We start from the raw sequence: 14,456 nt of genomic DNA on the forward strand, positions 1-14,456 counted from the left end.
CGAAAGGAGAATGTTTATGTCTATAATTGTTGATGTTTATGCAAGAGAAATACTTGATTCAAGAGGAAATCCGACAGTAGAAGTAGAAGTGGAATTAGATAGCGGCGCTGTAGGTCGTGCTGCTGTTCCATCTGGTGCTTCAACAGGTCAGTTTGAAGCTGTTGAATTGAGAGATGGCGACAACAACAGGTACTTAGGAAAAGGTGTATTGAAGGCTGTAGAAAATGTAAATGAAAAGATTGCTCCAGAAATAATTGGAATGGATGCAATAGACCAAGTGGCAATAGACAAAGCCATGATCGATTTAGATGGAACTCCAAATAAATCAAACTTGGGTGCAAATGCAATTTTAGGCGTTTCATTGGCAGTTGCTAAAGCTGCTGCTGAGGAAGTTGGCTTGCCACTTTATCAGTACTTAGGTGGAGTAAATGCAAAAGTGCTTCCTGTGCCAATGATGAACATTTTAAACGGCGGAAAGCACGCTGACAACAACGTAGATATACAGGAATTCATGATAATGCCTGTTGGCGCACAAAGCTTCCATGAAGCTTTAAGGACATGTGCTGAAGTTTTCCACAATTTAAGATCAGTGCTTAAATCAAAAGGATTAAGCACTACAGTTGGCGATGAAGGTGGTTTCGCACCAAACCTTACATCAAACGAAGAAGCAATACAGGTAATATTGGAGGCAATCCAAAAGGCAGGATATGTACCTGGTGAAGATGTAGCGATAGCACTTGACCCAGCTTCATCTGAGATGTACAAAGAAGACGGCAAATACCATTTCGATGGTGAAGGTGTTGTAAGGACATCAGAAGAAATGGTGGATTACTGGGAGCAGCTTGTAAATAAATATCCAATCGTTTCAATTGAAGATGGCTTGGCAGAAGAGGATTGGAATGGATGGAAACTCTTAACAGAAAGATTAGGCAAGAAAATCCAATTAGTTGGCGACGATCTTTTTGTTACAAATACAGAAAGGCTTTCGAGAGGAATTAAGATGGGTGTTGCAAACTCTATCCTCATTAAGCTTAATCAGATAGGTACATTGACTGAAACTCTTGACGCGATAGAGATGGCGAAGAAAGCAGGGTACACTGCTGTCGTATCACATCGCTCAGGTGAAACAGAAGATTCAACTATTGCAGATCTTGTCGTTGCTGTCAATGCGGGACAGATCAAGACTGGCGCTCCTTCCAGAACAGATAGAGTCGTCAAGTACAATCAATTGATGAGGATAGAAGAAGGATTAGGCGGAATAGCACAATACCTTGGAAAAGACGCATTTTACAACGTAAAGTAATTGTCTATGCAAAAAAAGAAGCTCAGTATCAACATACTTGAGCTTCTTTTAAATTTTTGACTTCGAATCCGACTGCGTCTGCAAATGCGCCTGATGCAATCATAAAGCTGCCGGCTAAAATAAGCAAATCAGGATTTTCAATGGTGGCTTCATCTTTATTTTCATTTTGCCTTAGCGATATTATATTTAGGGCGTACAACAAAAAAGTTCCTATGAAAATAATCCATCTACCAGAAAGTACAAGATTTTCTTTTGTTTTTACATTGCCATTTATTCCTATTGCAAAAAGTATATAACCGATAGCTGTTGCCAAAGAGCTTCCAGACGATAATTCTTGAATAATGGAAGATGGCGTCATAAAAATCATCCTTCATATATTGTTGACTAATTTATGCTATTCATTATATCTTGATTATGTGTACATTGTATCTAAAAGCATCTTGATATGATTAGCTTATAAGTGATAAAATAGTAATATGATTATGCAAAAAAGAAATGGGATGTGATAAAATGCCGAGACCTCAAAAATGCAGATGGGTAAAGTGCGAACCAAACATAAACTATTTTAAACCAGTAGGGATTCCTATGCACTCATTGAGTGAAGTCGTGCTTACAGTTGAGGAATTTGAAGCCATACGCCTAAAAGATTTAGAGGGATTAGAACAAGAAGATTGTGCGGAGAGGATGAAAGTTTCAAGACCTACATTTTTTAGGATCATAATGTCGGCACGTGAAAAAGTTGCAGATGCACTTGTAAATGGCAAAGCCATAAGAGTGGAAGGCGGCAATTACAAAGTCTACGGTGAGGACGCACCGCACCATGGACATTGTCATAGGCATGGCATGATGAGCGAATCGATTCCTGATGAAGAAAATTAATGCTTGATATAAATATGCTATTGTTATATAATATACAATAGTGCAAATATGATTTTCGGAGGTTAAACATATGCTAAAAATAATAGTACTTATAGTTCATATTATTGTTAGTTTGTTTATGATGGCAGTTATACTATTGCAGCAAGGTAAAAGTGCAGGTATATCCGGCGCGATTGCAGGTGGTGCGGAGACTTTCTTTGGCAAAAATAAGGCCAGAACGATGGAAGGCACTTTGGAGAGGCTTACTACGATAAGTGCTGTAGTTTTCATAATTACTTCGTTGATATTGACGTTGCTGATGGGAAAATAATATCGTCTATATAAAATAAAACCCTTATTGGGTTTTATTTTTGTGAGAAGGTGATATGATGAAAATAAGGGAAATATCTGAGGATATGGAGTATAAAATACTATCACCGTACGCAGCACACAGCAGAGAATCAAAAGGACGAATGAAAGACGAGGAAAAGTGCGATATTCGCACAGATTACCAAAGGGATAGAGATAGAATCATACATTGTAAGGCTTTTAGGAGATTGAGCCATAAGACGCAGGTTTTTATATCTCCTGAAGGCGACCATTACAGGACGAGACTTACACATACTTTAGAAGTTGCACAAATATCAAAGACTATTGCGAGGGCATTAAGGCTTAACGAAGATTTGACAGAAGCCATAGCTTTAGGCCACGATTTAGGACATACTCCTTTTGGCCATTCAGGTGAAGATGTTCTAAATAGGCTTTTAAAAGATGGCTTTAGACATAGCGTTCAAAGTTTAAGAGTGGTAGATGTGATAGAAAATAATGGCTTAGGGCTTAATCTGACGTGGGAAGTGCGAGATGGCATCTTAAACCATTCCACATCCGGCAGTCCTGGGACGTTAGAAGGTAAAATCGTTCAATTGGCAGACAAGATTGCCTATGTGAATCACGACATTGATGATGCAATCCGAGGCAAGGTATTGACAAATGATGATATACCAAAAGATTTAAGGCAGATATTAGGAGATACTCACAGCAAGAGGATAAATACAATGGTGAAGGACATAATTGAAAACAGCATGGGAAAAGATAATATCTCCATGAGCCGTGAGATTTATGATGCTACTTACAGCCTTAGAGATTTTTTGTTTAAAAAGGTTTATATAGGTTCGAAGGCGAAAAGCGAAGAGGCAAAAGCAAAAAAAGTTGTTGAACAGCTTTTTTATTATTTTTGTGAAAATGTAGAAGACATGCCTGCGGAATTTATCGAATTAACGCATGAATATGGCAAAGAACGGGCAGTTGCCGATTATATAGCAGGAATGACTGATAAATACGCTATAACAAAGTATAAAGAGATTTTTCTTCCATCGCCATGGGAAGATAAAAATTTTTAAAATGTAAAAATTTCAAGAAGGATTTTAGGAATTTGTGTCGAATATATTAATTCCATGAAAATTTTATAATTGTTTTTAAAAAAGAGGATTTTCCTGTTTTTTGTCGAACTATTAATTAAGGTGGTGTTTATGTCTTATTCAAAAGACGTGATCGATAGAGTAATAGAAGAAAATGATATAGTAGATGTTGTCTCAAGCTATGTTTCGCTTAAAAAATCTGGCAGGGACTTTAAGGGATTGTGCCCGTTTCATCATGAGAAAACACCATCTTTCAATGTAAGCCAAGAAAAGCAGCTTTATCATTGTTTTGGTTGTCAAGCCAGCGGAAATGTCATTACCTTTGTAATGAATATTGAAAATGTAGGTTTTAAGGAGGCCGTTGAGTTCTTGGCAGATAGAGCTGGTATAGAGATTGAAGAAGAAAATTTGTCAAGTTTGGAGTATCAGAAAAAAAAGCTGAAGGATGAAATATATGAAGTCAATAGGTTAGCTGCTTTGTTTTACCACAAATACCTTTATTCTAAATTTGGACAGGCTGCATTAAAATACCTTTACGATAGAGGCATAGACGACATTACAATAAAAAGATTTGGATTGGGGCTTTCTCCAGCCAATGGACTTGAATTGTTTAATTATTTAAAGCGCCGAAACTATAGTATTGAGGTTCTTTTAAAGGCGGGTCTTGTCTTAAAAGGCAGCAGCGGTTCATATTATGATAGATTTAAAAATCGAGTCATGTTTCCAATAATAGATGAAAAAAACAATGTAATAGGATTTGGCGGCAGAGTCATGGATGATGTAAAACCAAAGTATTTAAATACTCCTGAGACGGTTGTTTTTAAAAAAGGAAAGACATTGTATGGGATTAATTACGCTAAAAAATCAAAAGAAGATATGCTTATTATCGTTGAAGGATATATGGATGCCATTGCATTGTATCAAAGCGGACTTGACAATGTCGTTGCATCGTTGGGTACTGCACTGACTATAGAGCAAGGTAGACTTATAAAAAAGTACAAAAATACTGTTGTCATTTCATACGACGCAGATGAAGCAGGCATTGAAGCGACTATGAGGGGTCTAAATCTTTTGGATGAACTTGACCTAAATGTAAATATACTGACAGTGCCTAATGGCAAGGACCCCGATGAATTTGTCAGAAAAGAAGGTTTTGATGCGTTTAAAAAACTTCTTCAAAAGACAGATACATTGATAGAATATAAGATAAAGAAGTACAAAAAAGATTTGGATTTAGAAAAACCATCAGATAGGATAAAGTACATCAAAAAGGTGTGCAAGGATCTTGCCACATTGAAAGACGAAGTAAAGCGAGATGTGTATATCTCCATCGTATCAAAAGACGCCGAAATACCTGAAAATACTATTAGAGCAGAAATAGACCAATTTGTCAAGGGTTTTTTGCAAAATAATAAAAAAATTAGGTATACAGTTGGCAATAATAGGCATAATATTAAATACAGTGGAGCAAAAAAGATACCGTCTCTTAAATACTTGATTGCACTGCTTTTGATTGACAACAAGCTTTACAGCAGAGTAAAAGGGAAGATTTCTGCAGATGACATCGAAGATGAGCATTTAAAGGCTGTAGCGTCTTATGTTTTTGAGAGACTTGAAGATGGAGGACATGTGGATGTAAAAGACCTAAGCTTTATGCTGGACAATGCTGATTTAAAAGACGAATTTAACGATATATTCAACGTGCTGTATAGCGAGAAAATGGCAAGCGAGAAGATAGTGGATGACTGTGTAAAAGAGATAATCAAAGATGACATACGAAAAAAAATAGCGAACATTAAGCGTGAAATTGACGATTCATATAATGCTGGTGACATGGAAAAAGAAAGAGAACTTTTGATACAATTACAGAAATATGAAAAGGAGATGCTGAATTTAAAAAATGGCTGAGAAAAAGGTTGCCCAAAAGGAGGGGACACCCGTGAATAAAGAAAAAGTAAAAAATTCTATAAAAGAGCTAATCGATAAAGGCAAAAAGAATGGCATGTTGACGTACAATGAAATAATGAATTCTCTTGAAGATATTGATATGGATGCGGATCAGATAGAAAAAGTATATGACACATTTGAAAAATTAGGTATAGAGATTGTTGGAGAGGAACCGCAGCAGGATGAATTGATTCCAGAGGAAGATCTGGATTTGGATCTGTCTATCCCTGAAGGTATAAATATTGACGATCCAGTGAGAATGTACTTAAAAGAAATAGGAAAGATACCTCTTCTATCTCCTGATGAAGAGATAGAATTGGCAAAGAGGATAGAAAAAGGCGATGAAGAAGCTAAAAAAAGGCTTACGGAGGCAAATTTGAGGCTTGTTGTAAGCATTGCTAAAAGATATGTTGGAAGAGGCATGTTATTTCTCGATTTGATTCAAGAAGGAAATTTAGGCCTTTTGAAAGCTGTTGAAAAGTTTAACTACAGAAAGGGATTTAAGTTTAGCACATACGCTACGTGGTGGATAAGACAGGCAATCACCAGAGCTATAGCTGATCAGGCCAGGACGATACGCATTCCTGTCCACATGGTAGAGACTATTAATAAGCTTATAAGGGTTTCAAGACAACTTTTGCAAGAATTAGGACGTGACCCTCTACCAGAGGAGATCGCTAAAGAGATGGACATGTCGGTTGACAAGGTCAGAGAGATAATGAAGATTGCTCAAGAGCCAGTATCGTTAGAGACTCCTATAGGCGAAGAAGAAGACAGCCATCTTGGCGATTTTATACCAGACGAAGATGCTCCAGCGCCTGCTGAAGCAGCGGCATTTACAATGCTTAAAGAGCAGCTTATAGATGTATTGGATACTTTGACGCCGAGAGAAGAAAAGGTGTTAAGGCTGAGATTTGGGCTTGATGATGGCAGAGCAAGGACATTGGAGGAAGTAGGCAAAGAATTCAATGTTACGAGAGAGAGAATAAGGCAGATAGAGGCAAAGGCATTGAGGAAATTGAGACATCCAAGCCGCAGCAAGAAATTAAAAGATTTTTTGGATTGACACTGCTTGACAGCGTATAAAAATGTAGTATAATAATAAATATATTCCTCAGTAGCTCAATGGTGGAGCAACCGGCTGTTAACCGGTAGGCTGTAGGTTCGAGCCCTACCTGAGGAGCCATATTTAGGGCCTTTAGCTCAGTTGGTAGAGCGGTCGGCTCATAACCGATTGGTCCGGGGTTCGAGTCCCTGAAGGCCCACCATATAATGATGAAAGGATAGGCATTTGATTTTACAAATGCTTTTTATTTTATAGTATGAAGCTGTCACAGAGATTAAATTCTATCATTAAGATGATAAAACTTCATTCTAAAGTTGCTGATATAGGTACAGATCATGGATATATACCAGTCTACCTTTACTTAAATGGCATTTCAGACTACATAGTTGCATCAGATGTAAAATCTGCTTCTCTCAATAAAGCAATTGATGTTATTAAAAAGTACAATCTGTCAGAAAATATAATTGTACGGCTTGGCGATGGATTAAGTGTTTTAAGACCAAATGAAGTTGATACTGCTGTAATAGCCGGCATGGGTGGCATTTTGATTTCAGATATTTTAGAAAGGGATAAAAGCATTGCTTCAACTGTAGAGAGGTTTATCTTGCAGCCTATGACGGCATCTGACCATCTTCGCAGGTACATTTATGAGAATGGGTATTTGATTGTTGATGAAGATTTAGTCTTTGAGAAAGGAAAGTTCTTTGAGATAATGGCTGTAGAACATGGCAAGGGAAAAGTCCACGACGAAATTTTTTATGAAATCGGCGAAAAACTCTTTCAAAAACGTCACCCATTGCTTAAAGATTATATATCATATAAGATAGGGAAGCTAAAAAGGATTCTTGATGAAGTCTCGAAAAGCAATGAAAGTGGTTTGCTGAAAGAGGATATTTTAAATAAAATAAAAAAATATGAGGTGTTATTGTATGAGTCTGAAATGCCAGACAATAGCGGGAATGATTGACAAACTTGCACCGCACAAATGTGCCGAAGAATGGGACAATGTTGGACTTCTTGTGGGTAATCCCAGAAAAGATGTGTCGTCTGTCATGGTGGCTTTAGATGCCACGAGAGAGGTTGTATTAGAAGCCATATCAAAAAAAGTCGACATGATTGTAACGCATCACCCTATAATATTTAAACCATTTAAGAACTTGCGTACTGATAATCCGTTAGGGGAAGTTTTGACGATGCTCATAAGAGAAGACATACCTGTGTATTCGGCACACACCAACTTTGATGCTGCAAAAGGCGGAATGAACGATATCCTCTGCAACATACTGGGAATATACGACGAGGAGATTTTGCAAGTTACGTATAAGGAAGGCTATAAGAAAATTGTAGTATACGTTCCGATTGGATATGAGGAGATAGTAAAGACAGCCATGTGCAATGCAGGGGCAGGCTACATAGGAAATTACAGCGATTGCACGTTTCAAACGATGGGCATAGGAAGCTTTAAACCGTTAGAAGGAACAAATCCTTTTATAGGTGAGATAGGAAAAGTGGAGAATACCCAGGAGGTTAGAATAGAGACTATAGCGCCAGATAAATTGGTAAACAGGATCATAAGCGCCATGCTTAAAGTTCATCCATACGAAGAGGTAGCTTACGATATATACCCGGTTGAGACGTTGTACGACGAATATGGAATAGGAAGAGTAGGCTTAATAAAAGACACTACATTAGGCAACCTTGCAAATGATGTAAAAGCAAAACTTGGCTTAAAAAACATACGGGTCGTAGGCGATTTAAACAAGGCAGTTAAAAAAGTGGCTGTATGTGGTGGCAGTGGCGGCAGCTTTGTATCGATTTCTGCTTTCAAAGGCGCCGACGTTTTGATAACAGGTGATGTTGGCTACCATGATGCAGTAGACGCAAGACATCTTGGACTGGCTATAATAGATGCGGGTCATTTTGGCACAGAGAAGATTTCTGTAAATTTCATTGCTGAATACATAAGGGATGAAGCGCAAAAAATGAATGTAGACTTAGACGTCATCACCAGTGAAATACAAGCTGATCCGTTTATATTCATGTAATAATTGCCATTTGACAAACTTATTTGATAGTGGTATCATTCTATATCTGGAGAGTAATATTTACGAGTAAGCCAGATGGTCGCGTACATTATGTACGAGGAAAGTCCGAGCTCCACAGGGCAAGGTGCCGGGTAATACCCGGTGGAGGTGACTCCAAGGAAAGTGCAACAGAGATATACCGCCTATCACTAATTCGTCAATGCGGATTGGTGGTGGGTAAGGGTGGAAAGGCGAGGTAAGAGCTCACCAGCATCCAGGCGACTGGAATGCTCTGTAAACCCCACCTGGAGCAAGGTAGAATAGGAGGGAAATACAAGTGGCCCGCTTGACCCTCGGGTAAAACCGCTGGAGGTATCAGGCAACTGATATCGTAGATAGATGACCATCTAAAACAGAACTCGGCTTATAGACTTGCTCGTATTAAAAGGCAAAAACTCAATGTCATGTGGCATTGAGTTTTTTTTAAATAATTTTTTATGAGAGAGGTTGTAATTTTAAATGGCTAATGAGAATCGAAACGTAAAAGTCGTGGTCGGAATGTCTGGAGGAGTAGATTCCTCTGTATCTGCGCTGCTTCTTAAAGAACAGGGATACGACGTGATAGGCATATTTATGAAAAATTGGGATGAAGAAGATGATTCTGGGTACTGTACGGCAGCAGAGGATTACGAAGATGTTGTAAGGGTTTGTGATACTATAGGCATTCCTTACTATTCGATAAACTTTACAAAAGAATATTGGGACAGAGTTTTTCGGTATTTCTTAAATGAATACAAAAGCGGTAGAACACCTAATCCAGACGTAATGTGCAACAAAGAGATAAAGTTTAAGGCATTTTTGGAGTTTTCGATGAAAATTGGAGCAGACTATATTGCAACAGGCCACTATGCAAGGATAGAGCATACAGATGGGCACTACAGGATGCTGAAAGGTGTAGACAAAAACAAAGATCAGACGTATTTTTTATGTGAGCTTGGGCAGAAGCAGTTGTCAAAGACCATGTTTCCAATAGGACACCTTGATAAATTAGAAGTGAGGGAGATAGCACGAAAGGCAGGTCTCAAAACGGCTGATAAGAAAGACAGCACAGGTATTTGCTTTATCGGGGAAAGGAAGTTTAAAGAATTTTTGAATCAGTTTTTGCCTGCAAAGCCGGGGGAAATAAGGGATCTGTCGGGACGCGTATTGGGACGTCATGACGGGCTTATGTTTTACACATTAGGACAGAGAAGGGGCATCGGCATAGGTGGCGTAGGCACAGGAGAGCCTTGGTTTGTGGTTGACAAAGATGTTGAAAACAATGTACTTTACGTTGCACAAGGTGAGAAAAATCCTGCATTGTATTCGTACGGCTTGTTTACAAAAGATGTAAATTGGATAGACGGTGACATGGACTTTGATGAACTTAAGTGCAAAGCAAAATTCAGGTATAGACAGCCTGATCAAGATGTGATGGTCTTTAAGAAGGATAATGGTTATTTAGTTGTATTTGATAAGCTTCAGAGAGCTGTTACGCCAGGGCAATTTGTCGTATTTTACGATGGCGAATACTGCCTTGGAGGCGGTGTGATAGAAACCATATATAAAGATAAGAAAGCCTTGATATAAAAAGCAATTGAAGGTTTACATCATTTTTGATATTATATAATTGTAAAATATTAAAAGGAGATGGACGAATTGAGTATTCACATAGGTGCAAAAGATGGAGAAGTTGCAAGTACAGTTTTGTTGCCTGGAGATCCATTGAGGGCTAAATACATTGCTGATAACTTTTTGACGGACGTAATTTGTTACAACGAAGTCCGCGGAATGTACGGGTTTACTGGTTATTACAAGGGCAAAAGGGTATCTGTTCAAGGCACAGGGATGGGTATACCATCTATATCTATATATGTAAACGAGCTTATTCAAAGCTATAACGTAAAAAATCTAATAAGGATAGGCACATGCGGATCGATGCAAGAAGATATAAACATAAGGGATGTAATATTAGCAATGGCATCATCGACAGATTCTGCTATAAATAAGATCAGATTTAATGGGATGGATTATGCTCCTACAGCCAGCTTTAAGCTTTTGAAAAAGGCTTATGATGCGGCTTTGGAGAAAGGCATCAACGTAAAAGTAGGAAATATACTTTCGTCAGATACGTTTTACAACGATGATAAAGATAGTTGGAAATTATGGGCTAAGTTTGGTGTTTTAGCAGTTGAGATGGAAACGGCAGGTCTTTACACTTTAGCCGCTAAGTATGGTGTAGACGCTCTTACTATATTGACAGTAAGCGATAGCTTAGTTACGGGTCATGCTACATCAGCGGAAGAAAGGCAGAAGACATTTAACGATATGATAGAAATTGCTCTAAACATTGCTGAATAATATGTGGGAGTGATGAAAATGCAACCACTAAAGTTTAAACCCATATTCATGGAGAGGATATGGGGTGGAGATGCCTTGAAGACGAAATACGGCTTTAATGTCCCTGACGGCAAAAAGATAGGTGAGCTTTGGTGCATTTCTGACAATAAAACTGCAGTAAGTGAAGTAGATGGCGGTATTTACGATGGAGTTAAATTAAGAGAAATTGCAAATAAGCATGGAGATGAGCTTTATGGAGAAGGTAAATCGTACGACAGATTTCCATTGCTTATAAAGATAATAGACGCTAATGACAAGCTGTCTGTTCAAGTGCATCCAGATGATGATTACGCTTATTATCATGAAAATGGTGACATAGGCAAGACAGAAATGTGGTATATAATCGATGCAAAGCCTGGTGCTACACTTATCTGCGGTTTAAAAGAAGGAACGACGAAGGAACAATTCAAATCATTGCTTGAAAAAGAAAGTCTCGAAGACTGCCTTAATGAAATAGAGGTAAGGCGGGGAGATGTGGTATACATACCTTCAGGAATGGTACATGCCATTGGAGAAGGCATATTAATCTGCGAAATACAGCAGAATTCAGATTTAACTTACAGAGTTTATGATTACAACAGGGTAGATGACAATGGAAACAAAAGGGAGCTTCACATTGATAAAGCTTTAGATGTAATTGATTTTAATTTAAAAAGCGATAAAATAGTTCCTGAATATAAAAATATATCTGGAGGAAGCATCGCCAATGTTGTTCAGTCAAAATACTTTAAAACAGACGTGATTCACGTTGAGTCAACAGTTGATATGGAGACTAACGGCACTTTTAATACATTGGTGATGGTAGAAGGCGAAGGAAAAATACTTTACGAAGATGGAGAATTCGATTTAAAAAGCGGTGAATCGCTTTTGATACCTGCAGAAATTGGCAAATACACAGTTACTGGCAATTGCATCATTATAAGGTCTTACGTGTAGAAAGTGATGTTGACACAGAGCTAAAAATATAATATACTAAACATGTAAGGCAAGTGGGGTTATAGCCCAGCTGGTTAGAGCGCTACGTTGACATCGTAGAGGTCACAGGTTCGAGCCCTGTTAACCCCACCATTTTGGCTGATTTAAAATTTAAATATGGATTTTAAGTGGGGTTATAGCCCAGCCGGTTAGAGCGCTACGCTCACATCGTAGAGGTCACAGGTTCGAATCCTGTTAACCCCACCAATCTGAAATGTGCAGCTTATAAAGCTGTTTTTATTTTGCAAAAAACCGCCTTTAAGAGGCGGCTTTAAAATTAGAAAGCTTTGATTAAATTAAGCCATTCTTTCGCAATTATGGCGTGCCCCGCATTTGTTGGGTGTACACCATCTGAAGCCCAAAAAGCCGGATCTTTTGCAGTTGAATATTTTGCCATGATGCCATCCAGCGGGATGAAATATGCTTCAAATTCCCTTGACAGATTTCTGACTACATGGATTTTTGGATCTAAGTCGACCCTCCATTCTTTTCTGTCTTCCGGTACTGGAAGGACAAAAGGCTCCATGATGATGATTTTTGCGTCAAGGTTTTTTCTTGTCTTTTCAAGTATGTATCTATAGTCTTCTTCGAATTTTTCCGGTGATGTGTAGTCGCTATTGTCGTAATTTCTCCATGTATCATTTATTCCAATAAGTATTGACACGACTGTTGGCTTTAAATCTATACAGTCATTTTGCCAGCGCTCTTTTAGATCTCTAACTCTGTTTCCACTTATGCCTCTATTTAAGAATTTTACGTTTAACTCAGGATGTAATGCGTAAAACATTGATGCAATGATATTGGGGTACCCAAATCCTAAATCGTCAGGGTTTTCTCGATCTCGCCCAGCATCTGTTACGCTATCACCCTGAAATAAAACTACATCACCATCTTTTAATAACATATTAAATCACCTCTATTAAAATTGACGATATGATATCGTAAACTATGTTATCACATTTTAGATAATGATTTCAACTTTTTGACAAAAAAAGTAGAAATCATCGCCATCTTATGATATAATTATTCCTGATGGGGATGTAACTCAGTGGGAGAGTACCACATTCGCATTGTGGGAGTCGAGGGTTCAAATCCCTTCATCTCCACTTAGAAAAATGAAGGGTTTTGGCATTTCACTTAGTGCCAAAACCCTTTTTTGGTGCCAAATTAGCGCCATGAAAAGTATTATCTATTTTTTTGCGTTTAGGCGAATGGAATAAAAGGTTCCGATGATATAATAAATTGGGAGGGATGATTATGAATGAAATGTGCATAATTGACAGATTCGAAGGTGATTATGCTGTAATTGAGTATGGACGTGTCACATTTAATTTTCCTCGGACTCTTTTGCCAAAAGATTCAAAAGAAGGCGATGTAATAAAGTTTGATGTGCGTATTGACGATAAAGAGACATTTAAGCGAAGCCAGAAAATGAAAAGGCTGGCAGACGAACTTTTTAGAGAGTAGAGAGGTGCATCATGTTTAAGAAAATAGCAATTTTCGGTTTAATATTTGTTCTCTTTTTTTCTTTAGCAGGTTGTGCTACAAGCACTACAAATTTCAATCAGTCACAAAATGAAGTTCAAAATGCTACAGTTAAATCTGAAGATGGACTCCTTAAAGTGCATTTTATCGATGTGGGACAAGGAGATAGCATTTTTATTGAGTCTCCTGGTGGCAAGACGATGCTAATCGATGCTGGTGTTCCAGAAATGGGGAAAAAGGTCGTCGACTACATAAAAAGCTTAGGTGTAACAAAAATCGACATATTGGTTGGTACATATCCACATGAAGATCACATTGGTGGCATGGATAGAGTGATAGAAAGCTTTGAAATAGGGAAGTTTTACATGCCAAAGGTGACTACAAACACGAGGACATTTGAATATGTATTGAACGCAGCGAAAAATAAGGGATTGAAGATAGATGTGGCGAAAGCAGGAGTGACTTTGGATCTTGGACATTCTGTCAGCGCTGAAATGATAGCACCAAATAGCTCTAAATACGACGATCTTAACGAATACAGTGCAGTTATAAAACTTGTTTATAAAAACACATCGTTTTTGTTTACAGGCGATGCTGGTGCTGAATCGGAGAGAGAGATGATTGAAAAAGGGTATGATTTGAAATCGGATGTTCTTAAAGTTGGACATCATGGAAGCTCAACATCAACTACTGCAAGCTTTTTAGATGATGTCAGTCCCAAATACGCTGTAATCTCCTGTGGAAAAGGCAATGACTACGGACATCCTCATAGTTCTACATTAAAAAAGCTTAAAAATAGAAATATACCAGTTTATAGGACGGATGAATGCGGTACGATAGTTGCTTCAAGCGATGGGCAGAATATTTCGTTTAATGTGAAACCAGGCGATTACACGCCGGGACAAAAAAACTAAAAGCGGATTTTTGTTACATAAATATGT

The 14,456-nt window shown here is 38.1% G+C and carries 15 protein-coding genes, 5 tRNA genes and 1 other RNA gene; 19 read left to right on the plus strand and 2 right to left on the minus strand.

The annotated features are described in order from the left end of the window. Positions 1-16: 16 nt before the first annotated feature. Entirely contained in the window at positions 17-1,303 is a 1,287-nt protein-coding gene (gene eno, locus GSH73_RS03810) for a phosphopyruvate hydratase (protein WP_014759312.1), read from the plus strand. A 28-nt stretch (positions 1,304-1,331) separates the two neighbouring features. Here the strand turns inward: eno and GSH73_RS03815 are convergent, their stop codons facing one another. After that, on the minus strand, positions 1,332-1,661 hold the full coding sequence (locus GSH73_RS03815) for a hypothetical protein (protein WP_014759311.1): 330 nt from the start codon (positions 1,659-1,661) through the stop codon (positions 1,332-1,334). Positions 1,662-1,813: 152 nt separating this feature from the next. Between GSH73_RS03815 and GSH73_RS03820 the strand changes: the two genes are divergently transcribed. The 15 genes from GSH73_RS03820 (at position 1,814) to GSH73_RS03890 (ending at position 12,237) form a co-directional block, all read left to right on the plus strand. Further along, positions 1,814-2,182, plus strand: coding sequence for a DUF134 domain-containing protein (locus tag GSH73_RS03820; RefSeq protein ID WP_014759310.1), 369 nt, complete (start codon positions 1,814-1,816; stop codon positions 2,180-2,182). Positions 2,183-2,252: 70 nt separating this feature from the next. Next, positions 2,253-2,492, plus strand: a complete 240-nt coding sequence (gene secG / locus GSH73_RS03825) for a preprotein translocase subunit SecG (RefSeq protein ID WP_014759309.1) — start codon at positions 2,253-2,255, stop codon at positions 2,490-2,492. 58 nt (positions 2,493-2,550) lie between these two features. Beyond that, entirely contained in the window at positions 2,551-3,561 is a 1,011-nt protein-coding gene (locus GSH73_RS03830) for a deoxyguanosinetriphosphate triphosphohydrolase (protein WP_014759308.1), read from the plus strand. 129 nt (positions 3,562-3,690) lie between these two features. Next, the gene (gene dnaG, locus GSH73_RS03835; RefSeq protein WP_014759307.1) at positions 3,691-5,487 is read left to right on the plus strand and encodes a DNA primase; all 1,797 of its coding nucleotides are present in this window, start codon (positions 3,691-3,693) and stop codon (positions 5,485-5,487) included. Between the two features lie 31 nt (positions 5,488-5,518). Further along, entirely contained in the window at positions 5,519-6,592 is a 1,074-nt protein-coding gene (rpoD, locus tag GSH73_RS03840) for an RNA polymerase sigma factor RpoD (protein WP_014759306.1), read from the plus strand. A gap of 45 nt (positions 6,593-6,637) precedes the next feature. Beyond that, a tRNA-Asn gene (locus GSH73_RS03845) sits at positions 6,638-6,712 on the plus strand. Positions 6,713-6,718: 6 nt separating this feature from the next. Next, positions 6,719-6,794 (plus strand) — tRNA-Ile (locus tag GSH73_RS03850). A gap of 54 nt (positions 6,795-6,848) precedes the next feature. Next, complete coding sequence (locus GSH73_RS03855; protein WP_014759305.1) at positions 6,849-7,559, plus strand: tRNA (adenine(22)-N(1))-methyltransferase; 711 nt, start codon at positions 6,849-6,851, stop codon at positions 7,557-7,559. Further along, a complete protein-coding gene (locus tag GSH73_RS03860; protein WP_014759304.1) occupies positions 7,522-8,637 on the plus strand; it encodes a Nif3-like dinuclear metal center hexameric protein in 1,116 nt (371 codons plus the stop codon). The genes GSH73_RS03855 and GSH73_RS03860 overlap by 38 nt, the downstream gene beginning before the upstream one ends. A gap of 63 nt (positions 8,638-8,700) precedes the next feature. Further along, an RNA gene (gene rnpB, locus GSH73_RS03865) (RNase P RNA component class A) lies at positions 8,701-9,059 on the plus strand. Between the two features lie 76 nt (positions 9,060-9,135). Beyond that, a complete protein-coding gene (gene mnmA / locus GSH73_RS03870; protein WP_014759303.1) occupies positions 9,136-10,245 on the plus strand; it encodes a tRNA 2-thiouridine(34) synthase MnmA in 1,110 nt (369 codons plus the stop codon). A gap of 69 nt (positions 10,246-10,314) precedes the next feature. After that, positions 10,315-11,016, plus strand: a complete 702-nt coding sequence (gene deoD / locus GSH73_RS03875; RefSeq protein ID WP_014759302.1) for a purine-nucleoside phosphorylase — start codon at positions 10,315-10,317, stop codon at positions 11,014-11,016. 18 nt (positions 11,017-11,034) lie between these two features. Next, positions 11,035-11,991: a type I phosphomannose isomerase catalytic subunit gene (locus GSH73_RS03880; protein WP_014759301.1), complete on the plus strand. Its 957-nt coding sequence runs from the start codon at positions 11,035-11,037 to the stop codon at positions 11,989-11,991. 55 nt (positions 11,992-12,046) lie between these two features. Beyond that, positions 12,047-12,123: transfer RNA gene (locus GSH73_RS03885), tRNA-Val, on the plus strand. A 37-nt stretch (positions 12,124-12,160) separates the two neighbouring features. Further along, positions 12,161-12,237 (plus strand) — tRNA-Val (locus GSH73_RS03890). 70 nt (positions 12,238-12,307) lie between these two features. Here GSH73_RS03890 and GSH73_RS03895 read toward each other — a convergent pair. Next, positions 12,308-12,934 carry an SGNH/GDSL hydrolase family protein gene (locus GSH73_RS03895; RefSeq protein WP_014759300.1) on the minus strand — a complete coding sequence of 209 codons (627 nt, stop codon included), beginning with the start codon at positions 12,932-12,934 and terminating at the stop codon, positions 12,308-12,310. Positions 12,935-13,064: 130 nt separating this feature from the next. Between GSH73_RS03895 and GSH73_RS03900 the strand changes: the two genes are divergently transcribed. The 3 genes from GSH73_RS03900 to GSH73_RS03910 all read left to right on the plus strand — a co-directional run bounded on the left by GSH73_RS03900 (position 13,065) and on the right by GSH73_RS03910 (position 14,429). Then, positions 13,065-13,136, plus strand: a tRNA-Ala gene (locus GSH73_RS03900). 151 nt (positions 13,137-13,287) lie between these two features. Then, positions 13,288-13,497 carry a DUF3006 domain-containing protein gene (locus GSH73_RS03905; RefSeq protein WP_014759299.1) on the plus strand — a complete coding sequence of 70 codons (210 nt, stop codon included), beginning with the start codon at positions 13,288-13,290 and terminating at the stop codon, positions 13,495-13,497. A gap of 11 nt (positions 13,498-13,508) precedes the next feature. After that, positions 13,509-14,429: a ComEC/Rec2 family competence protein gene (locus tag GSH73_RS03910; protein ID WP_014759298.1), complete on the plus strand. Its 921-nt coding sequence runs from the start codon at positions 13,509-13,511 to the stop codon at positions 14,427-14,429. The last annotated feature ends 27 nt before the right edge of the window (positions 14,430-14,456 follow it).

The organism is Thermoanaerobacterium aotearoense, assembly GCF_009905255.1.
GTDB classification, from domain to species: domain Bacteria; phylum Bacillota; class Thermoanaerobacteria; order Thermoanaerobacterales; family Thermoanaerobacteraceae; genus Thermoanaerobacterium; species Thermoanaerobacterium aotearoense.